Origin of the sequence: Paenibacillus sp. EC2-1, assembly GCF_049311625.1 — a bacterium.
Taxonomy (GTDB): Bacteria; Bacillota; Bacilli; order Paenibacillales; family Paenibacillaceae; genus Paenibacillus_AQ.
Genome location: NZ_CP186006.1, coordinates 4,319,988 through 4,339,409 on the forward strand (window position 1 = coordinate 4,319,988; position 19,422 = coordinate 4,339,409).

Annotated in this window: 21 protein-coding genes and 1 riboswitch; of the genes, 8 read left to right on the forward strand and 13 right to left on the reverse strand. The window is 44.7% G+C overall.

What is annotated here, in order from left to right:
• Positions 1 to 32: 32 nt before the first annotated feature.
• From ACK8P5_RS20115 to speD, 6 genes are all read left to right on the forward strand, one after another.
• Positions 33 to 773, forward strand: a complete 741-nt coding sequence (locus ACK8P5_RS20115; RefSeq protein ID WP_422658026.1) for a helix-turn-helix transcriptional regulator — start codon at positions 33 to 35, stop codon at positions 771 to 773.
• Positions 774 to 836: 63 nt separating this feature from the next.
• Positions 837 to 1,004 carry a hypothetical protein gene (locus tag ACK8P5_RS20120; RefSeq protein ID WP_422658027.1) on the forward strand — a complete coding sequence of 56 codons (168 nt, stop codon included), beginning with the start codon at positions 837 to 839 and terminating at the stop codon, positions 1,002 to 1,004.
• Between the two features lie 15 nt (positions 1,005 to 1,019).
• Entirely contained in the window at positions 1,020 to 1,388 is a 369-nt protein-coding gene (locus ACK8P5_RS20125) for a VOC family protein (RefSeq protein WP_422658028.1), read from the forward strand.
• Positions 1,389 to 1,392: 4 nt separating this feature from the next.
• Positions 1,393 to 1,773 carry a VOC family protein gene (locus ACK8P5_RS20130; protein ID WP_422658029.1) on the forward strand — a complete coding sequence of 127 codons (381 nt, stop codon included), beginning with the start codon at positions 1,393 to 1,395 and terminating at the stop codon, positions 1,771 to 1,773.
• A gap of 508 nt (positions 1,774 to 2,281) precedes the next feature.
• Positions 2,282 to 2,533, forward strand: a complete 252-nt coding sequence (locus ACK8P5_RS20135; protein WP_422658030.1) for a YolD-like family protein — start codon at positions 2,282 to 2,284, stop codon at positions 2,531 to 2,533.
• Positions 2,534 to 2,761: 228 nt separating this feature from the next.
• On the forward strand, positions 2,762 to 3,577 hold the full coding sequence (gene speD, locus ACK8P5_RS20140) for an adenosylmethionine decarboxylase (protein ID WP_422658031.1): 816 nt from the start codon (positions 2,762 to 2,764) through the stop codon (positions 3,575 to 3,577).
• 179 nt (positions 3,578 to 3,756) lie between these two features.
• Here speD and ACK8P5_RS20145 read toward each other — a convergent pair whose 3' ends face one another.
• The 4 genes from ACK8P5_RS20145 to ACK8P5_RS20160 all read right to left on the reverse strand — a co-directional run bounded on the left by ACK8P5_RS20145 (position 3,757) and on the right by ACK8P5_RS20160 (position 8,543).
• On the reverse strand, positions 3,757 to 5,244 hold the full coding sequence (locus ACK8P5_RS20145; RefSeq protein WP_422658032.1) for an arylsulfatase: 1,488 nt from the start codon (positions 5,242 to 5,244) through the stop codon (positions 3,757 to 3,759).
• Positions 5,245 to 5,298: 54 nt separating this feature from the next.
• Positions 5,299 to 6,807, reverse strand: a complete 1,509-nt coding sequence (locus ACK8P5_RS20150; RefSeq protein WP_422658033.1) for a sulfatase — start codon at positions 6,805 to 6,807, stop codon at positions 5,299 to 5,301.
• 289 nt (positions 6,808 to 7,096) lie between these two features.
• The gene (locus ACK8P5_RS20155) at positions 7,097 to 7,897 is read right to left on the reverse strand and encodes an MBL fold metallo-hydrolase (RefSeq protein ID WP_422658034.1); all 801 of its coding nucleotides are present in this window, start codon (positions 7,895 to 7,897) and stop codon (positions 7,097 to 7,099) included.
• 16 nt (positions 7,898 to 7,913) lie between these two features.
• Positions 7,914 to 8,543 carry an ArsR/SmtB family transcription factor gene (locus ACK8P5_RS20160; protein WP_422658035.1) on the reverse strand — a complete coding sequence of 210 codons (630 nt, stop codon included), beginning with the start codon at positions 8,541 to 8,543 and terminating at the stop codon, positions 7,914 to 7,916.
• A gap of 213 nt (positions 8,544 to 8,756) precedes the next feature.
• Here ACK8P5_RS20160 and ACK8P5_RS20165 point away from each other — a divergent pair, with 213 nt between their 5' ends.
• The gene (locus ACK8P5_RS20165; protein WP_422658036.1) at positions 8,757 to 9,275 is read left to right on the forward strand and encodes a hypothetical protein; all 519 of its coding nucleotides are present in this window, start codon (positions 8,757 to 8,759) and stop codon (positions 9,273 to 9,275) included.
• A 116-nt stretch (positions 9,276 to 9,391) separates the two neighbouring features.
• On the opposite strand, the gene ACK8P5_RS20170 is transcribed toward ACK8P5_RS20165, so the two are convergent.
• The 5 genes from ACK8P5_RS20170 to ACK8P5_RS20190 form a co-directional block, all read right to left on the reverse strand.
• Entirely contained in the window at positions 9,392 to 10,261 is an 870-nt protein-coding gene (locus ACK8P5_RS20170; protein WP_422658037.1) for a VOC family protein, read from the reverse strand.
• A gap of 185 nt (positions 10,262 to 10,446) precedes the next feature.
• On the reverse strand, positions 10,447 to 10,887 hold the full coding sequence (locus ACK8P5_RS20175; RefSeq protein WP_422658038.1) for an Rrf2 family transcriptional regulator: 441 nt from the start codon (positions 10,885 to 10,887) through the stop codon (positions 10,447 to 10,449).
• A gap of 173 nt (positions 10,888 to 11,060) precedes the next feature.
• Positions 11,061 to 11,228: a hypothetical protein gene (locus ACK8P5_RS20180; protein WP_422658039.1), complete on the reverse strand. Its 168-nt coding sequence runs from the start codon at positions 11,226 to 11,228 to the stop codon at positions 11,061 to 11,063.
• Between the two features lie 120 nt (positions 11,229 to 11,348).
• Complete coding sequence (locus ACK8P5_RS20185; RefSeq protein ID WP_422661528.1) at positions 11,349 to 12,272, reverse strand: AEC family transporter; 924 nt, start codon at positions 12,270 to 12,272, stop codon at positions 11,349 to 11,351.
• A 233-nt stretch (positions 12,273 to 12,505) separates the two neighbouring features.
• Positions 12,506 to 13,015, reverse strand: a complete 510-nt coding sequence (locus ACK8P5_RS20190) for a GNAT family N-acetyltransferase (RefSeq protein ID WP_422658040.1) — start codon at positions 13,013 to 13,015, stop codon at positions 12,506 to 12,508.
• Between the two features lie 293 nt (positions 13,016 to 13,308).
• Between ACK8P5_RS20190 and ACK8P5_RS20195 the strand changes: the two genes are divergently transcribed.
• Positions 13,309 to 14,397 carry a M24 family metallopeptidase gene (locus tag ACK8P5_RS20195; protein ID WP_422658041.1) on the forward strand — a complete coding sequence of 363 codons (1,089 nt, stop codon included), beginning with the start codon at positions 13,309 to 13,311 and terminating at the stop codon, positions 14,395 to 14,397.
• A gap of 89 nt (positions 14,398 to 14,486) precedes the next feature.
• Here the strand turns inward: ACK8P5_RS20195 and ACK8P5_RS20200 are convergent, their stop codons facing one another.
• The 4 genes from ACK8P5_RS20200 to ACK8P5_RS20215 all read right to left on the reverse strand — a co-directional run bounded on the left by ACK8P5_RS20200 (position 14,487) and on the right by ACK8P5_RS20215 (position 18,832).
• Positions 14,487 to 15,230, reverse strand: a complete 744-nt coding sequence (locus tag ACK8P5_RS20200) for a DUF4184 family protein (protein WP_422658042.1) — start codon at positions 15,228 to 15,230, stop codon at positions 14,487 to 14,489.
• Between the two features lie 140 nt (positions 15,231 to 15,370).
• The gene (locus ACK8P5_RS20205; protein WP_422658043.1) at positions 15,371 to 16,765 is read right to left on the reverse strand and encodes an L-cystine transporter; all 1,395 of its coding nucleotides are present in this window, start codon (positions 16,763 to 16,765) and stop codon (positions 15,371 to 15,373) included.
• A 232-nt stretch (positions 16,766 to 16,997) separates the two neighbouring features.
• Positions 16,998 to 17,789 (reverse strand): ABC transporter ATP-binding protein, encoded by a 792-nt coding sequence (locus ACK8P5_RS20210; RefSeq protein ID WP_422658044.1) that lies wholly within the window; start codon positions 17,787 to 17,789, stop codon positions 16,998 to 17,000.
• Complete coding sequence (locus ACK8P5_RS20215; RefSeq protein WP_422658045.1) at positions 17,786 to 18,832, reverse strand: FecCD family ABC transporter permease; 1,047 nt, start codon at positions 18,830 to 18,832, stop codon at positions 17,786 to 17,788. Before ACK8P5_RS20215 ends, ACK8P5_RS20210 begins: the two co-directional genes overlap by 4 nt.
• A 270-nt stretch (positions 18,833 to 19,102) precedes the next feature.
• Positions 19,103 to 19,314, reverse strand: a riboswitch (cobalamin riboswitch).
• Between the last annotated feature and the right edge of the window lie 108 nt (positions 19,315 to 19,422).

Here is a 19,422-nt window from a genome sequence, read left to right on the forward strand (position 1 = left end):
ATACTGAAACAGTAGAAAAAGTCATTATGTATATGAGAGAACATCTGAATGAAGATATTACTACGAGACAGCTCGCTAATTATGCTGGCTATAGTCCTTACCACTTTTCTAGAGTGTTCAAATCCATTACCGGCATCTCGGTCCGCCAGTATCTTTCAGCCTTGCGGATCGAGTCCGGCAAGGCTTATCTATTGAAAGAGCCATCGATGCTTGTCAAAGTATTGTATTCGATCGGATTTACCAGTATGGGATCTTTTCTTACGAGGTTCAAGCAATTTGTAGGCCAATCGCCAAAACGGTTTCGAGCCTCTTCGGAATCCCTTCACAGCTACATAAATCAGTATGCGTCTACACCACTAGCCCTACCTCAGGAGCAGGAACGTCTGCTCCCCCGCATAAGATGTCAGATAACAACGCCAGATTCATTCCAAGGGTTGATCTTTGTAGGTTTATTCCCCCGTCCCGTTCCTGACCAGAGACCTGTTACTGGGACCGCGCTGAATTTTCAGAAACGAACATGCCAATTCTCTGGTATTCCACACGGAACCTATTATTTGCTAGCTGCCGGTATTCCTTGGAGCATGAATCCGAAGGATTATTTCCTGCTTGACCGCTCACTGCGGGGGAAGTATGAAACTTCTATTTTGGTTGACGAAACAACAGATATGGACCTGCAACTAACACTGAGGGAGCCACATCCCATCGATCCTCCGATTGTCGTCAACCTTCCACTTTTATTATTCGAACAAGATAAAAGAAAAAGCGCAAAGTAGGAGAATTTCCTGCTTCTGTTTCCAGTTATAATCTCAGTATAAGAAATCGAAGCTGATTCTATCATGGAGAGAGTAGGGATCTATTTGGATATCACACTTCTGCATACAGGCTGGAAAGATTCCGATGACTGGTTACGAGCTAGAGAATGGCATGTACAGGCATGGGAACAGATGCTAGGGAGCTTGAAATCGAACATCGAATCTGGTGAAGGTATGCTTTGCTGCGAATAAAGGAGACCGTACAATATGCACAACATCTGTGTTATTTCCATTAATGTGACCCATATGAAAAAGGCGGTAGCCTTTTATTGCGATATCCTCGGATTTCAAATCTCCACCGTATACGATGAGGATTACATTATCGGGTTAAAGCATGAGCACATCCCTCTCATTCTGAACAAGGTTGATACCGTAACGAAGGTGGATTATCCACACGAAGCCCAAGTCGTGCTCGGTATTCAGACGAATGATCTGAAAGCTTCCATTGCAGATTTCAAAGCTAGAGGAATTGAGGTTCTTTTTGATACGCCTCAAGCTTGTCCTCCGGGTACCTACAGTGCGATAAGAGATCCATTCGGAAATGTCATAGAGCTGCTAGAATTTGCGGGGGATTAATACGATGATCTATGAAATGACGATCCAAATACGAGTAACGGATATGCAGACAGGACAGGCTTGGTATGAGACTTTGCTGAAACGACAGCCAGATTTCGTCCCCCATGAAGGATTTGCGGAATGGGAGCTGCTTCCCGGTTGCTGGCTACAGGTTGCTGAAGGAACCCGAGCTGCAGGAAGTGGCCCCCTTCGCCTCGGGGTGAATAATCTGGATGATGAGCGCGAACGAATCATGAGGCACCTACAAGTCGAACACTTTGAGATCCATTCGCGGTCAGAGGTTCCCGTGAGGTGGGCGACCTTTACTGATCCGTGGGGAAATCGTTTGGGACTGTTTGAATATCATAACGAAGAAGATAAGGCAGAACGGATGAGAATATGCTAAAGGACACGTGATTTACCCCACTGTATACTTGAGATTCAAGAGACTTCGTCTAAAAATCATCTCTCATTTCTAAGATACAATTCATGAGTATGAGTTCGAGTTTTAAAGCTTTATGGGGCTTCGCGGAGGACATATCATCGCTAAGGGCTGGTGGAACCCTTATCTTGAGGAGCTTAACTATATGATGTTCTCTCTTTAGTAAAAGCTTTACATCAAAAGCGATTGGGCTCACTGTACATGGAGCTCTTCAATGTGTGCGAGAAAGATCTAGCGACATCAAAAATGATTACACTATAGTTATTGCTATTGAGACAGCCTCCACGGTGAATAAACTGTGGAGGCTGCTTTTTATCTCAACCCAGCTTATTACTTTTGGCTAAGATGACAATAAGCATTATAATGATAATATCAAACCACTAAAGTCATTCATTGATGATCACATACGCATTTCATATATTAATCACTTTAATCGTTCATCATGACTCACAGTATTTAGGAGGATTATATTATGGCTAAAGCTAAAGTTCCCAAGAGACCGACAAGGGACGAGTTTGTACTTGAAGAGCTTGGAAATCAACTCTCAGAAGCATTTCAGGAGGAGTCAGAGATCGAACTCACGGTGTGGGGTTGGGAAGAAACCGTTAGAGGGCAGATTATTAAGATGGATTCAAGGACCGGTCGAGTTCATGTCACTTCAAGAGGAGAGATCCTGAAGGTGCCGTTTATGGACATCATGGCAATGAATTACCCTAGAGACTAGAGATTAATAACGAAATAATAACATACCGTAAAGGCTGATCCACGATAATGTGAGATCAGCCTTTTTTTGTATTTTACTTCAATCCCACCTGTTAAAAACGAAGAGGAATCGGGTAAACACATCATATCTGCATGAATTCGATCCTTCAAGAGTAAGAAATCAGATCCGTGGAAAAGATAGGAACACCATGGGATTTAAGACAAACTTGATCATAAGGGGAAATGGTATATGAGAGCAGAATCAGAACAGCGTATTACCCTGCATGGTTTCAACAACCTTACGAAATCACTTAGTTTTAATATGTATGATGTCTGCTATACAAAAACTAAAGCTGAACGGGAAGCATACATTGAGTATATCGATGAACAGTATAACGCCAAACGTTTAACCAAAATATTGAAAAATGTTTCCGATATCATCGGAGCACATGTGCTTAATGTCGCGCAGCAAGATTATGTGCCGCAAGGTGCAAGCGTTACGGTTCTCGTCTCCGAGGGTCCTGTCATCGAGGTACCCGAAGCATCTTATGATGAATCTCCTGGTCCATTACCAGATAATGTGGTTCTACAACTGGACAAAAGTCATATCACCGTTCATACGTATCCCGAGTATCACCCGGATGAGGGCATCAGCACCTTCCGTGCGGATATCGATGTATCAACTTGCGGAGAAATCTCACCTCTTAAAGCACTGAATTATCTTATCCATTCTTTTGATACAGACATCATGACGATCGACTACAGGACTCGTGGATTTACGCGGGATATCAACGGACAAAAGCTGTTTATCGATCATGAAATCAGTTCGATCCAGAACTATATTCCAGAAGATGCTCAAGAGTTATATGACATGATCGATGTCAATGTGTATCAAGAGAACATTTTTCATACCAAATGCAAGCTCAAGCAATTCGATCTCGACAATTATCTATTCGGCTATACGAAAGATAAGCTTTCGCCACAAGAACAGCAAGAAATTACGGAACGTCTTAAGCTTGAAATGGCTGAGATCTATTATGGGAAAAATATGGACCGGAGCTATTAAGTATCCACACATGTGATAACAGTCTTCCTACCTAAAACAATGAGGCGGGGCTCACAAGAGTCCTGCCTCATTGTTTTTTCTTTCCTATATCAACGCCCATTTATGCATACAGGGTTGAAGCGTAATTTCTAACTGTTCTTTCGTACAGATTATAGCTTTATGGCTAACGAATAATGCCCTTACCCCTTGGTATCCACACGTTCCTTATAATATGGAGAAACCAAATACGGCTTTCCGGCTTGACTAACCAATTCAGTCCCACTTGTCAGACCTGCATCTCGCTCCGAAAGTAGGTCCACAAGCCTCTGCCTCCATTGCAGCAGTAACTGCTGAGCATCCTCCTGATCCACTAGGTTCCGACATTCGCCCGGATCACTACTCAGATCGAATAATTGCTCACTGTGCAGACGCGGGAACCATATATATTTGGTCTTACCATCTGTGAGGTAATGCATCTCCTGTTCATCCGAATAACAGGAGCAGTGCTCCCCATGAACGAATGCCCGCCACCCATCTGTGTCTCCAGCTTCGGCTTCGGCTTGGCCCCTCATCAGTCCTACCATACTTCGTCCATCCACGGATTTCGGGATATCCAGTCCAGCGACATCCAATATTGTCGGCATGATGTCCTGCATTGTAACCGGCGCATCAACCCTAGCTTTAACCGAACCATAACCATTCGGAAGCTTGACGATCATTGGAATATGAGCTGAGCCTTCGTAACCGTACGTTTTGCGCCAAAGATGATGATCACCGAGCATATCCCCGTGATCGGACAGGAAGACGATCATCGTGTTCCCGTACAATCCAGCTTTCTGCAAGTACTGAATTAAGCGACCAATCTGATGATCGATATGATGAATTAGACCGTAGTAGCCTGCTCGGGCACGCTTTATTTCATCCGGCTTACGTACACCCCGCCATGCAACAGGACTTACTGCATCCGCTGGTTTATCATGAATATGCGCCCAGTCTCCAATCGTAGGCTCAGGTAATTGTTTATTATCATACAAATTGAAGTAAAATTCAGGCGCGTCATAAGGCGAGTGCGGCCTAGCGAAAGATGTTTTCAGAAAGAAAGGCTTGCGCGGGTCCCTCCGCTTGAGGAACTCGATTGACTCGTTTACGGTCCAATTCGTCGGATGCAAATATTCGGGTGCATGATAAGGTCTTGCCATCCACGAATTCCAGTGAATACCATGTTCGACGTAATCATAGGGGCCTGTCTTGTTACGGTCGAACCATGCCCTATAATCGGATACAAAACCGGGGTCTTCCACGCGACCGGACTCGTCCAGCAATGTATGATGAAATCCATTTAATGAGCGTTGCGGGTAAAAATGCATTTTTCCAATCCCCTGCGTATGGTATCCCGCATTCGCCAACTCTCCGGGAAGCGTGCTTTTAAATCCGTTCTCCATCGGGCCTTGGCCTGCTCCCATGCCAAGTATTCCTGTGTGCCACGGGTCCATCCCCGTAAGTAAACACGCTCTAGCGGGAACGCAGGACGGTGAAGGTGAATAAGCGTTCTCGAACACCGTACCATCAGCAGCCAATGCATCCAGATTAGCCGTCTCAATCACTTCGTTACCATAACAGCCCAGCGTATCCCATCGCTGCTGATCTGTCATGATCAGCAATATGTTAGGTGTTTGCGTTTTAGACATATTCACGCCTCCTCTACCATCTTCACGAAAGCTCTATCACCAACCTCATAACAATTACGCATGGTGAAGACGAGGCATTGGCATCGGCTCCTTGCCCATCTCAGCCATTAAGAAGCAATGCATAAGTTTTGCTTTCAGTTCGCTGTACCGTGGGTCATCCCACAGATTACGAAGCTCACCAGGATCGTCTTGCAGATCAAACAGCTCTCCGTATGGCCTTTCATAATACACCGTCAGCTTGTAGCGTTCATCAACATACGTTTTGACATGCATCAAGGTCGGCTCGTTACGATTCTCACAGATAATGTGATTTCTTGCAGCAGATTGTTTCCCCTGCCATACCTCGCTCTGATCTACCCCTGTCATCGTACGCGGTGTCTTTCCACCAGCAAACGAGAGGAATGTTGGTGCCAGGTCGACGAGCGACTGCAGCGCTGATTCGGTCTGCCCTGCCGGAACCTTTCCGGGATAGCGAACGATAAACGGCAACTTCAGTAGGTCTTCATAATGGAACGCTCCCTTGAACTGTAAACCATGTTGACCAAAAAAATGACCATGATCTGTCGTATAAACAACGATCGTATCCTCTGACAGACCGAGCTCGTCAAGCTTATCTAGTATTCGTCCAACATACTTGTCCATAAAGCTAATCATGCCATAATAGACCGCCATATTTTGCTGCTGCTTCTCACGGGGAATAAGGTGTGTATATAAGCCATGGACCCCTTTGCCAGTCTCTTGATATAAAGAGTAATCCGGATGCTGCAGCTGTGTCATACCGAAATGCGGCGGATTCGTATCATGCTCACCGGGATGCAACTCGGGTAAAGTAAGCTTCTCTGGATCATACATGGAATCCCAAGGCTCCGGCACCAGATATGGTGGATGCGGATCGGGAAAGCTCGCCCATAGGAAAAAAGGCTCTTCGCGATCAGCATAACCTTCCATCAAATCATTCGTTCGTTCAGCAATCCATGCATTATAATGATACTCCTCTGGCAACGACCAGCGATGCTCTGCTGCAGGGTCAAGGCTGCCTGTCGGCTCTGAATAATGCGCTTTCCAATCGAATCCCTGCTCTTCCATCCAGATCGCGTAATGTTGACCTACCAAATGCTCATGAGCATGGTTTCGCAGCATTTCCGCATGCTCGAATCCATAGAACGGCCCAGTGAAATCCCGCCAAAAATCTAGATCTTGAAGCTGTGGAACCGCCTCGACGGATCGATATTCCTCGGTTGAAACCAATGGTTGAAAATGCGCCTTACCAATGAGTGCAGTCTGGTATCCTTCGGTCTGAAGGGCCTCTCCAACTGTGGGGATATTCTCGGACAGTCTGGTCCCAAGCGCCCAAGCTCCATGCTGACTTGGATACATGCCCGTAATAATGGATGAGCGGCTAGGCGTACAAGTTGGATTTGGGCAATAAGCGCGCGAAAACACCGTACCTTCACGTGCAAGACGATCCAGATTCGGTGTCGAAATTTCATTGTTTGATGCACCTATGGTGTTCCAGTGCTGTTGGTCACTTGTAATCAACAGAATGTTTGGTTTTTTGGCCACTATCGTATAACCTCCTTTTGTTTAAATCGGATATCCCTCATATTGCGGGTATCACACGCTCTCATGAAAAGAAAACAAGATTTAAGCCATTTATGATACCGCTTTCAGAAATAATTGCGCCTCTTTTGCATTTTCACAGCACTCAAAGATAATCTTTCGTAGTAATCCTGTCCTGTTTATCATATCGGTGCGATCATGAGATGAAAAGAACAAATTTCAATATTACTAAAAAAGAGACACCCTTTTCGCTAAAGTTGCAGCAAAAGTAAGGTACCCCTTCCCTATCCATTTAAAATTGCACACTAAACCCCTTAAACCGATGAATCCCCGTACCGTGACGGATGACATCTTGCTCCCGCAGCTCTTTAACCGCCGCTTGCACCTCCAGAAGTAATTCGGGTTCCAGTCCAATGGTGTTATGACCGCCAAATATTTTGTTTACTCCATTTAGCCGAGCGATTCGTTCAAGTGAGTTCACCAACTCCTCCGGATCAGTTGTCGGATAGAAGGCATACACCGGCGTCTCATCATATAATAGATCTCCCGTGAAGAGATAACCGCGGCTCGTATCAAACAATGAGATATGTCCCGGCGAGTGACCCGGCGTATGAAACACCGTCAGATTACGGTCTCCCAGCTCAACAACATCTCCATCATGGAGTAGACCCGCCCCTTGTCCCTGATATGGTTTATAGGTTTTCGGATCGAATGTATCGGGCACCGGCCTTGTAATATCCCGGGATATATCTTTTCGAATCTGCTCAATACTCAGCTTCTGAATCCCGTTTACTAGCCAATCCTCTTCAGCTTCATGAACATGAATTTTCTCGAATTGACCATGACTTCCTATATGATCTGCATGGACATGCGTCGTAAGCACCTCAATAGGTAAATCGGTAAGCTGATCGGTCATTCGCTTGATCTGATCGATGCCAAGACCCGTATCAATAAGTGCTGCCTTATCGCGCCCGATTAACAGGTAAGAATGGACTTTCTCCCAGTGACCATATTCGCTGATTACGAACGTCTCATTGTCAATTTTGGACACCGTAAACCATGCATCATCAATTACGATTGGGTAGTTGTTCATATGTACTCCTCACGATTCAAGATTCTGTATTAAGGGAATTTTTAGATTGAATTATTACGTCCGCACCATCATCGGGAAAGCCGATAAGTGATACATAATAGCTCTGATTCACCCCGATCTCGCTTGCTTCACCATTTTCAGTCTTCTTCACAAAATGTTTATCTACTAGAGTCTTGAACTCTTCAATGAAATTGGTGAAGCTCTCCTCACTTCCTCGTAGGGAATACATAGCAGCAAGGTTCTTCCTCATCGTCTCATGCTTAGAATTCAGTGCAAAAGATGAGGACGGCGCATTCATGAGCTTCTTTCTCGTTGTCTCTATTGTTTCCATGAACACCTGTCTGGACGTTTCGATTAAATCCTCACTCGGAAGAAGATGATCCTCTGGAATAAAGCGGCTTGCTACGGCACGATAATATTTCTGAACGATACCGTTCTTCTCTTCCTTCCTGACAACTTGAATTATTTCATGCTTCTCCAGCTCTTTCAGATGAAAATAGATATTGTTCCGGGTAATCTCCAGCATTTCAGCCAACTGTTGACCGGTGTATTCATGCTTCACTAGATTCATTAAAATTTTGGTTCGCAGTGGGTCTGCGATAGACTTCAGTTGTTCATGAGTTTTGATGTAATACACTCCAGTCATGGACACTTTAACACCTCACATTAATTTACCGGTAAAATTAATTTTACTGTCAAGGAACATATTACCACTCTACTTTTATACCAGTCAATCGAATAATCTTCTCGATGAAACAAGCAAAATGCGCTATGCAGTTTCCTCAGCCTTACAGGGTGTGGTATATTATCCACAATCATGTCATGATTTTACTCATTACTGTCAGAAGGAAGTGTCTGAATGTTCGATCCAACCATATTCGAAAATTTGAAGGTTGCGGTGGAAAATGTAGTCTATGATCTGGATAATCTAGACGAGCGGATTATAGTCACGGGCCGAACAGACCAGATGGATATGGCTATTATGTCACGAGCTTTTACGCTCAAGTTCGATCTTGTCCCAAAGACAGGAGCTTCCGCTGAAATCCGGATTGAAGCTTTTTTGAAAGATCTAGCTGCCGAAATATTAGAATTGCCGGGTGAACAAGCAGGATGTGCTTTATCACTTCGCTTCTACACCAAGGTTACGAAAATCCCTGAGCAGTGCCGGAGAATATCGAATCTATTGCAGGTCATCTGGGAGCCACAGGTCGAGCCCGTTCAGACGCTTAGCTGTGTTTATAGCGAAGAACCCCTCGTTTACAACAATACAATTGAACTGAAATTCCCTCACAAAATCAATGAAGATAACATGTCGGACATCCCAAACCTTGTGGAATATATGATCCGAACGCTTGAAGAACTAGCTCAGATAACCTAAATTGATAATGAACAAATGCACAAATAAATCGCCCTTTATTAACGTAGAAGTATTGAAGAAACTACGCTTGATAAAGGGCGATTTGTAATCCATATTTTAAAAGATAATCCGAGATCTTAACGATTCGCAGCTTGAATTGCCAGTCTAACCTCAATATCTGAAGGATCTTTCACATAATAATCCCCATCACGCTGCTCAAGTGTGAGCCCTGCATCACGAATTCTGCCACTCACAGCCTCAAGCTCCTCAGCATTAGGCAGAACGACAGTAAAATAGTTGATGCCTACCGCATTCCGTGGGGTATTCGGTACACCGCTTCCTGCCCACACATTCAAACCGAGATGATGATGATAGCCTCCAGCTGAAATGAACAATGCTGCGCCGCCATAATGAGCTGTCAATTCAAATCCGAGAACATCACAGTAAAATCGCTTCGCTTCATCTAGATTCGATACATGGAAATGCACATGCCCGATAACCGTTCCACTCGGAAGACCATTCCACTCCTTGCCTTCGGATACAGCTAGCAAGCCCTCTACATCCACTGGATCGGTAGCCATTATAATTTCACCTTTAGCATCCCGTCTCCAAGTATCACGCGGACGGTCTACATAAATTTCAATCCCATTATTGTCCGGATCACTAATATAAAGAGCTTCGCTCACTAGATGATCTCCTTGTCCAACCGGAATATTGTGTGCTACTAAATTGCGAATAACGAGTCCAAGACTTTCCCGATCCGGTACAAGAATCGCAAAATGATACAGACCCGCTGCTGTCCGTTCAGGTTGTACAGTCAAACCCTCTACCTCTTCAAGTACAAGTAGTGTGGTTTTACCATCTGCTGTCAGTTCCGCTACTCTCCCTTGTTGACGGAGCATTTTCAAACCAACGACTTCTGTATAAAATCGCACGGACGTTGCCAGATTGCGGATACGCAATGATACTTGTCCAAGCTCTGTGGACGGATGCAATACTTCTGACATACTTATCACTCTCCATTTTCATATCGAATAAATTTCATCTATTCACACGATTGATCAACGCTAATATCATCAACATGTAACCTAAATAGTTACAGGTTGTATGTGATAATTATAGTTACAGAGAAAAAGAAAGTCAATGAAAACTAAACGGTAACCGTCATTAAGTTTCTTTGCTTTCCTTTCGACTAGGTGTCCGTTCGACAATCCTGTTCCGCAATACTTTGAACAATGTCTTGCAAGGTAACTTTACTCAGCACACTCTCCATTGCATGCTGAGCGAGTGAGAATACGGGTACCACAGCATCCTGGATATGTTTGCCGACCGGACATTTTTCATTCGGCTGCTCATGTACTGCAAACAGATTGTTTTCCTGCACGACATGGACCGCGCGGTATATGTCCAGCAGCGAAATTCCCTCTGCTTCTACCTTTAGCTTCGCTCCTGCAACACCTGGACGCACCTCTACAAGTCCAGCTTTGCTTAGCATGCCTGTAATTCTTCGGATGACTACCGGATTGGTATTGACGCTCTCTGCGATATATTCTGATGTGCTGACCCCTGTCTTATTCATCTCAAGTACCGACAGGATATGAATAGCGACGGCGAATCGAGTGCTAATATTCAAAGGTAATCTCCTCCATTTCTAGATCATTTCATTTACCTCGTAGATTGTAACTATGATAGTTACATCTACCGGTGAAGTCAACTTCATATCACTACTATAACGCTCAATACGAAGGAATATAAATAGGCCGGGACAAATGCCCGGCCTGAAGTTTATTCCGCTTCTCTAGGAGTTTAAAACATCGGGAACACATACCTGATAAGAAAATACAGAAACCCGAAAAAGATAATCAAATAGGCAACATACTTAATGAGTGTAGAGGCAACCTGGCTGGAATCATTACGCTGCTCGACATTACGTGTTTCTACCTCAACATGATCTTGGTTATGGCGGGAATTCATACTTTCCACCTCCCTTTCTCACCCTGCTTCGTGCAGGAGATCGGTTTCAGCTGTTTGTTAATCTTTACACGTAACAACGGAGATTGAACCATCCCACTTGGCCATCTGTCACTTGATTATTTACAGCACACCAATGAGTACAGGAAGAAAGATAAATGAAGCGAGTGTTGTCCACAAAATACACATAGAGACCAGTCTCGGCGCTGCATCATACTGCTCTGCAAGAATAACCGCATTCACAGCCGCAGGCATAGCTGACAGGATTAGAATAACGGCAAACAAAGTGCCCTCCACCGATAAGGCAGCAAGAATCCCCCAAGCAACAAGAGGGGCCACAACCATACGCATAACCATTCCTGACCAAAATCCTCGGCGAGAGACCCGTGATATTTCACCACTACTTTGCACACCCATCATCTGTGCTCCTAATATGACAAGTGCTAATGGAGCATATGCAGCAGACAGCATCGATATGCCCGTTTCTAGACCTGCCGGAAGTGATGCATCCGTTATTCGCATCAAGACAGCAAGTGCCGCCGCATACACCGAAGGAAGTGTAAATACGGACTTCACGGCTTTTATAGCAGAGAAGTGGGATCTTGCTGCCAGATACACACCAAGTGTGTTAATAATAATGATCTGCACAATCACATATACGGATGCTTTGTCGAGCCCCATCTGCCCAAATGCAAGAAGCACTAAAGGTAAACCATAGTTAACGCTATTAGTGAACATGGTCGTTAGGCCTAGCCCGGAGCGTTCGGGCTGGGAAAGCTTCAGCATTTTTCCGACAGCTCCGCACAGCATCCAGAGAATAATGACGTTGAGAATACAAAAAGTAATCGTGACCGCTACATCACCTGAGGAGACCGATGCTTTAGCCAGCGTCTCAAATATGAGCGCAGGGCTCATGACGTATAGCGAAAGCGCAGATAATGTTTTTGTCTCGAGCCCTTTGAAGCGTTTCAATAACCCTCCAGCGATAACAGGTAGAGAGATCGGAAGGAAGACGCTGTACAGTGTAACGAAGAAAGAGGATATCATGTGAAATTTGTACTCCTTAACCAAGAATGAGTTTCTTACTATGTCTCTCCCATCGTATCGTATTAGTAAGCCTTTCGTCCAAGACAAGGTAGCTATAGATGTTATAGGCCCTCTCTATTCCCATATCTATCACTTCTTATTTCTTAAGTAATTCCTTAGCGAATCCAAGCACAAAAAAAAGACCCAAGCTCTCATCAAAAAGAGGAACTTATGGCCCTTTAATGTCTAACTATTTATGATGAAATTGCACGACCGACAATAACCAGATCCCGCTTGATCCCATCCAGTTCAGCCACACGCGGAAGCAGCCCCCACTGTTCAAACCCGAATTTCTTTAGTAGTTTCAGGCTCGGTTCATTATGACCAAAAACAAAGCCAACTAGGTTACTTACATTCAGCCTTGGACATTCCTCCAACGCTTTCTCAATCAGGATGCTTCCAGCCCCAGTTCCACGATATTGTTCATCCACATAAATACTGATTTCAGCCGTTCCCTGATAAGCAGGGCGCCCGTAAAAAGATTGAAAGCTCATCCAAGCAGCAATTTCACCGTTCATTCGCATGACCCATAATGGCCGCGAATCTGAACGATGGTCCTCGAACCAGGGAATGCGGCTCTCAAGCGTAACAGGCTCCAAGTCAGCGGTGACCATTCTGCCAGATATAGTGGAGTTATAAATATCAATAATAGCCGGTAAATCTTCTCTATTTGCATAATCAATCTGATAACGAGGCATTGCCATGTCATATTCCTCCGAATGGTGAAGTGATCTGTATGCTTATTTTACAAGAGGTTGGCATGAAACGCATTCATCTTTTTTGAGCGCTACTTATCCTTCGATTAGTTCACAAAAGTATTACGTTTTTGCCACTAGAAGAATATTATAGACTTACATATAGAGATAATATATACAAATATTGTTATGATTCCTAATAACAAACTACTCTGACTTTACATCACTCCATGAACGAGCTACGCTTATATCATATAGCCATGCGAACAAAACGAACACAGCAGAAAGGGATGTATTAAATCATGACTACAAGATTAGATCAATTAACTCAAGCGATGTCCTTACATAGATGGGATGTCTTACTCATAACAGATCCTAAGCATGTATATTATCTAACGGGGTTTGCCAGTGATCCACACGAACGTTTTCTTGGGTTGCTCTTGCAAAACGGAGAGGAGCCTGTACTTATCGTTCCAGCACTTGATGGCGATGCAGCGGCTGCGGCTTCGTCGGTTAGCAACATCGTTACGCATCAAGATACCGATAATCCTTATGAATTGCTCCGCAAACAGATAAAGGGCTCCATCGGAACGATGGCTCTTGAAAAAGATCAGCTGACGGTGTCCCGTTATGAGCAGCTCCAACACTTCCTATCTGCACATTCCTATTCAGATGCAGGTCAAGTACTGCGTGATATGCGAATTCGAAAATCAGAAGATGAAGTCAAGATCATGAAACGAGCAGTTGCTCTAGTAGAAGATGTCCTCTCCCAAGGTCTAAAACAAGTGAAGATCGGAATGCAAGAGATTGAGCTTGTGGCCGAGCTTGAATATCTGATGAAAAAACTAGGAGCTGACGGCCCTTCCTTTGATACCATGGTGCTCACGGGTACGAATACCGCTCTGCCGCATGGAGTTCCGGGATCACGGAAGATCGCGGAAGGTGACCTGCTTATGTTTGACCTGGGCGTGTTCGCTGGCGGATACGCATCAGACATTACCCGTACCTTTGCTGTCGGACAGATTAGTTCAGAGCAGGAGCGTATCTACAACACGGTACTGGCGGCTAATCAAGCAGCCATCCGTGCTGTAAAACCTGGTGTCACTTATGGATCGATTGATAAAGCAGCGCGATCCGTTATTGACGAAGCTGGCTATGGCCCTGCATTCTTGCATCGTCTAGGCCATGGTCTCGGTATGGATGTACATGAGTACCCATCCATTCATGGACTTAACGAGGAGCTGCTTACTAGCGGTGCTGTCTTCACGATTGAGCCAGGCATTTACGTTCCAGGCGTTGGAGGCGTGCGCATCGAGGACGATGTCTTCGTAACTGATAACGGTGTAGAAGTGCTAACTTCGTTCCCTAAACAGCTTACCGTCTTGGGCTAAGCTGCCATATGCAGCAGGAGGCGACCAATCCCCGGAATTTACTGGGGGAGCGGTCGCCTCTTCTTTTGAGTCTATGATTTTGAAGGAGTTCATTTCGGGAATAGAGCTGTATATTTGATAACCAGTGATAGAATGAGCAGGCTTATCAAGGAAGAATCGATGATTCGTACAACAGCGATGCCGTAATTCCTAATCGATACATCATCTATGAGATACCAGATACCTAGTATCCATAACGTTAGGGAGAATAGTACAAACCAAAACACCAATTTCTGTTTCGGGGATATGTCCATTACTTTAGATCCCTTTTGATATGAAGCTCTGTAAATCATGTAAGCAACTATGACAGATAATCCCACAAGTGTACTTCCATGTTGTAACAACTTATATACCGGAATATCATAGCCGGCGATTTGGAACGTGTGACCTAGGGCTGGGATTCTCGTAACCATGAATCCTTTCTGATGTGTGAATGCATCCCACACAACATGCGTTAACATGCCCAGAATCGCTGAGTAGCCAAAGACGATCACCCTCAAAGTACGACTCGAGTCTACTTGCCGAGTACTATGGTCCTGAATCACATTCGGTAAGTAACTGACAAGCATTTGATGAATGAGAACATGATAAATACAATAAATCAACACGACCATGGGAAGATTAAGAATTAAAAATCCACTAAAGGTATGCCCAATCTCACCCAAAGGTTGCCCTCGCAAAAAATACTCATAATCAGGAGCCATACTCCCTAGAACAAGCGCGGAAAAATGAACGTATTTACTCTTTCTCGAAAACGGCAATACGATGGCAGGATGCGCAAAGGTTAATGGCATATGAGTCTTCAACCCCTATTAATCTATTACACTGTTCTTACAACGAACAACGACACCTCAAGTCTAACATAAGTCATCTAAGAAGATTTAATCATTAAAAGAAGCCGCCCCCTCCTGGGTGCGGCTATGTTCTATTCATATTACGTCTGCATCACATCAATATCTTGATTACGATCCTTAAATACGTCTTGATCCACTTCTTTCATGACTTTACCTGTAATCACACCGGCAGTTATCGATCCGTTGACATTGAGTGCGGTCCGTCCCATATCGATCAGTGGCTCAACGGAGATCAGCAGACCTGCCAGAGCAACCGGCAGATTCATAGTGGACAGTACAATCAAGGAGGCAAAGGTTGCTCCTCCCCCTACACCAGCGACACCGAAGGAGCTAATCATAACGACTACAATCAAGGTAAGTATAAACATCCAATCCGTTGGATCAACACCCGCCGTAGGTGCTATCATCACCGCCAGCATTGCAGGGTAAATACCCGCGCAACCGTTCTGTCCCATCGTTGCTCCAAGGGATGCCGATAAATTCGCAATGCCTTCTTGTACCCCCAGCTTCTTGTTCTGCGTCTGTACACTCAGTGGAATAGCTGCCGCACTTGAGCGGGATGTAAAAGCAAAGGTTAGTACTGGCAGTACCTTGCGGATATACACCATTGGGTTAAATCCGAACAGAAGGAGGAGAAGCATATGAATTATAAACATAACAATTAACGCGACATAAGATGCCAGGACAAAATCAACGAGATCGAGAATGACTTGTAGATCTGTTCCTGCAATCGTCTTAGCCATTAGTGCCAATATTCCATATGGTGTCAATCGAAGGATTAAAGTAACCATCCGCATCACAACTGCATACAGTGCCCGAATCATACCTCGAAACGTTTCGGCTTGCTCCGGATGTTTTCGATCCAAACCAAGCAAAGCGACACCAATAAAAGCGGAGAAGATAACAACCGCTATCGTAGAAGACTTACGTTCTCCTGTCATATCCGCGAACGGATTCGAAGGAATGAACTCCAGAATTTGCTCGGGTAGCGTCTGGTCTCCAACGTCTCCAAGCTTATCTTCGAGCAACAAGCCCTGCTCATGTTCTGCGGCGCCCGCTTGTATATTTTCTGCTGATAAATCAAAGGTAAGCGTCGTCGCTATGCCAACAGAAGCCGCAATACCCGTGGTCAGAAGCAGAGTAGCGATGATTAGCCCACTCATTTTACCGAGATTTCGTCCGCCCTTCAGATTCATAATTGCCGAAATAATCGATACCATAATGAGTGGAATTACCATCATCTGCAGCAGACGTACATACCCGTACCCGACCAAGTTAAACCACTGCGATGATTTCGCAATAACGTCAGAATCTGCTGAAAAGATAAACTGTAAGATCGCGCCAAACAGCACACCAAGACCTAAGCCGGCAAATACCCGCTTCGTAAACGAAAAGTGCTTCTTCTGCATCCAGTACAATATGCCAATAAGCAGAAGAAGAACAAGGACATTCATGACAATCCAGACTGTTTCCACGCCCGATGCCTCCTCTTGTTTAAATGCATTTTGCATAAAATCTAAAGATCGATTTCTAATACAAAATGGTGAAGTAAGTGCTACTATTCATTTCCAAACGCAAACCCACTTAAAACATTACCCGTTAAATCCGATCTGTTATCTCTTTTTTATAAAAAGGTATGCTACATGCATACAAAAAAGACGGCTATCTGCCGTCTTAAAATCTCTTATTATGAGGAATAATATACATCTATTCGTTTGGTCTTCCACGATTAGCTGTCAAGAGTACTTGTGGAGCACCATTCTCTGGGTGCATAACAAGAGCAGGATCGACCCTAAAAACTTCACGTATGAAATCCTCTGTCAATACTTCAGACGGCAGCCCTTGCCCAGCAGTCTTTCCATCTCGAAGTACCAGAAGTTGATCACAGAACTGTGCAGCTAAATTCAGATCATGCAGCACACTAATGACAGTAATGCCCGACTCTTTACGCCACTCTGCTACCATATTCATAAACTCCAACTGGTACCGTATATCCAGATATGTCGTTGGCTCATCCAGCAACAGAATTGCAGGCTGCTGAGCCATTACTTTTCCAAGGGCTGCACGCTGACGTTGTCCTCCACTAAGCTGATCCAATCTTCTCGATTCTAAACGGTCAAGCTCTAGTCTATGAATAATCCGATCCAGCAAAGGACCAGCATCCTCTCTCTCTCGTCCTAACCAGTTCTGGAATGGAAAGCGCCCCATCTCCAGGACTTCACGTACTGTAAAATCTGTCGGAGCAAGGCCTTCCTGCTGCAATACAGCAACCATTTGCGCCAGTTCTTTTCTACTGTAACTAGCCATTTCTCTGTCATGTAGCAGCAATTGACCTGTTGTAGGCATTTCCACCCCAGACAAGAGATGCAGCAGTGTTGATTTACCGCTTCCATTTGGACCGATAATTCCCCACCACTCTCCTTCACGGACACTCCAGTCGATCTCCGATACTGCATTCAAGCGTTCATATCGCTTGCCTACATTTTGAAGTTTGATCATAGGGCTCCCTCCCTGCGCTGCTTTTTATTAAGGTACAGCAAATAACCAAAGAATGGAGCTCCCACAAATGCGGTTACAACCCCAATCGGAATTTCAGTAGGTGCTAGTAAAGTTCTCGCTGCCGTATCCGACCAAACCATGAAGATTGCCCCGCCGAGTGCCGATAGTGGAATAATGATTCGATAATCCGAACCTGTAACGAGCCGAATCATATGCGGTACGACTAGTCCAACAAAACCAATTACACCAGACACCGACACTGCGGCAGCGGTTAGAAGCGTAGCTACAATAAGAACACTCATCTTCAGACGATCCACATTAAGCCCCATATGGGCTGCTTGTCTTTCGCCTAGTGATAGCAAATTCAGCATCCGCGCTCGGCTCCACAAAAAGATAAAGCATACAATAAAGTAAGGGAATAGCACCGTTATGTACGACCACCCTCGCATGCTTAAGCTTCCCATGGTCCAGAACAAAATATCCGTTAATGTATCCTTTGACATGACCGTCAAGAATGAAACAGCCGCACCTAAGAACGACTGCATAATCACGCCTGATAGAATTAGTCCATGCGTCGGTATTTTTCCATTATCTCTAGCGAGTAACAGTACGATCCATAGCGTAAGAATCCCCGTCAGAAAAGCAACCAAGGGCAGCGTCCAAGCTCCTGCAAATGCATACTGCAGTCCGTAGAAGATTAGAAACGCAGCTCCGAGTGAGGAACCGGACGATACACCTAGCGTGAATGGGTCCGCAAGAGGATTTCTTAGAACACCTTGAAATGCAGCACCAGCCACCGCAAGTGAGGACCCAACCAGCATGCCGAGCAGAATTCGGGGTAGACGTACTTTCATTATAATCTGCTCCGATGCGACCTCCCAATTCGGTGTGATAGAATCACCAATCCATGGAAGTTTATGCAGCAGCATCGCACCGATCTCTGTAACGGGTAAATGAACCGCACCAATGCCAAGACTGACCACGAGTGTAAGTGCTAAGAGAATAAGCCCTGTCACTGCGTACACTGCAAGTTTTCTACTCATGATGTTATCCGTACTGGATGGATTACTAACACTAATTGTTTCAATCGATTTCTCATCAGTTTCTCTCCTATCCCGTGTATGCAAGCGCCGAAATGACTCGTATCTCTGACAGGCACCCAATAATTCACCATAAAAAACCCCTGATCTCATAGAGAATCAAGGGCTACGTTTCGGAGATAATGAACTTTATGAACTAAAAAATGAGCTTATTATAAAAGTCTACTCGTCCAAAATAGTTCTGCCAAACGTAATCCTTTCCTCGAAGGACCGTCAGATTCATCATGCGAAGCAGGTCTCCTGACTTACAGGTTGAAATGATAACCTCCGCCTTCCCGAGCCTTAATAGGCCAGTGGCAATTATAGAGGATATCCCTGATTCACAGTGGCGGGACCGTGCCGGATTTTAACCGGCTTCCCTTTTAACCCAGAAGCAGCCCTGTATTTAGGACTGTCTTTCCAGGACATCGCATGCAATGAGTATTCTTTTTTTGCCAAGCATACTTCTCTGTTGACGATTATATGAAATATCTACTCCGCTTACAACCTAGAAATTCACATATGAAGTTAAACATGCCGGTTGGCATAGAATT

Coding starts and splice junctions, on each gene's coding strand:
- ACK8P5_RS20170 (WP_422658037.1), bottom strand. CDS start 10,261: ATGTCAGAAGTATTGCATCCGTCCACAGAGCTTGGACAAGTATCATTG.
- ACK8P5_RS20185 (WP_422661528.1), bottom strand. CDS start 12,272: ATGATATCCTCTTTCTTCGTTACACTGTACAGCGTCTTCCTTCCGATC.
- ACK8P5_RS20195 (WP_422658041.1), top strand. CDS start 13,309: ATGACTACAAGATTAGATCAATTAACTCAAGCGATGTCCTTACATAGA.
- ACK8P5_RS20155 (WP_422658034.1), bottom strand. CDS start 7,897: ATGAACAACTACCCAATCGTAATTGATGATGCATGGTTTACGGTGTCC.
- ACK8P5_RS20125 (WP_422658028.1), top strand. CDS start 1,020: ATGCACAACATCTGTGTTATTTCCATTAATGTGACCCATATGAAAAAG.
- ACK8P5_RS20190 (WP_422658040.1), bottom strand. CDS start 13,015: ATGGCAATGCCTCGTTATCAGATTGATTATGCAAATAGAGAAGATTTA.
- ACK8P5_RS20180 (WP_422658039.1), bottom strand. CDS start 11,228: ATGAATTCCCGCCATAACCAAGATCATGTTGAGGTAGAAACACGTAAT.
- ACK8P5_RS20115 (WP_422658026.1), top strand. CDS start 33: ATGAGAGAACATCTGAATGAAGATATTACTACGAGACAGCTCGCTAAT.
- ACK8P5_RS20200 (WP_422658042.1), bottom strand. CDS start 15,230: ATGCCATTAACCTTTGCGCATCCTGCCATCGTATTGCCGTTTTCGAGA.
- ACK8P5_RS20210 (WP_422658044.1), bottom strand. CDS start 17,789: ATGATCAAACTTCAAAATGTAGGCAAGCGATATGAACGCTTGAATGCA.
- ACK8P5_RS20135 (WP_422658030.1), top strand. CDS start 2,282: ATGGCTAAAGCTAAAGTTCCCAAGAGACCGACAAGGGACGAGTTTGTA.
- ACK8P5_RS20160 (WP_422658035.1), bottom strand. CDS start 8,543: ATGACTGGAGTGTATTACATCAAAACTCATGAACAACTGAAGTCTATC.
- speD (WP_422658031.1), top strand. CDS start 2,762: ATGAGAGCAGAATCAGAACAGCGTATTACCCTGCATGGTTTCAACAAC.
- ACK8P5_RS20145 (WP_422658032.1), bottom strand. CDS start 5,244: ATGTCTAAAACGCAAACACCTAACATATTGCTGATCATGACAGATCAG.
- ACK8P5_RS20215 (WP_422658045.1), bottom strand. CDS start 18,832: ATGAGTAGAAAACTTGCAGTGTACGCAGTGACAGGGCTTATTCTCTTA.
- ACK8P5_RS20165 (WP_422658036.1), top strand. CDS start 8,757: ATGTTCGATCCAACCATATTCGAAAATTTGAAGGTTGCGGTGGAAAAT.
- ACK8P5_RS20130 (WP_422658029.1), top strand. CDS start 1,393: ATGATCTATGAAATGACGATCCAAATACGAGTAACGGATATGCAGACA.
- ACK8P5_RS20120 (WP_422658027.1), top strand. CDS start 837: ATGGAGAGAGTAGGGATCTATTTGGATATCACACTTCTGCATACAGGC.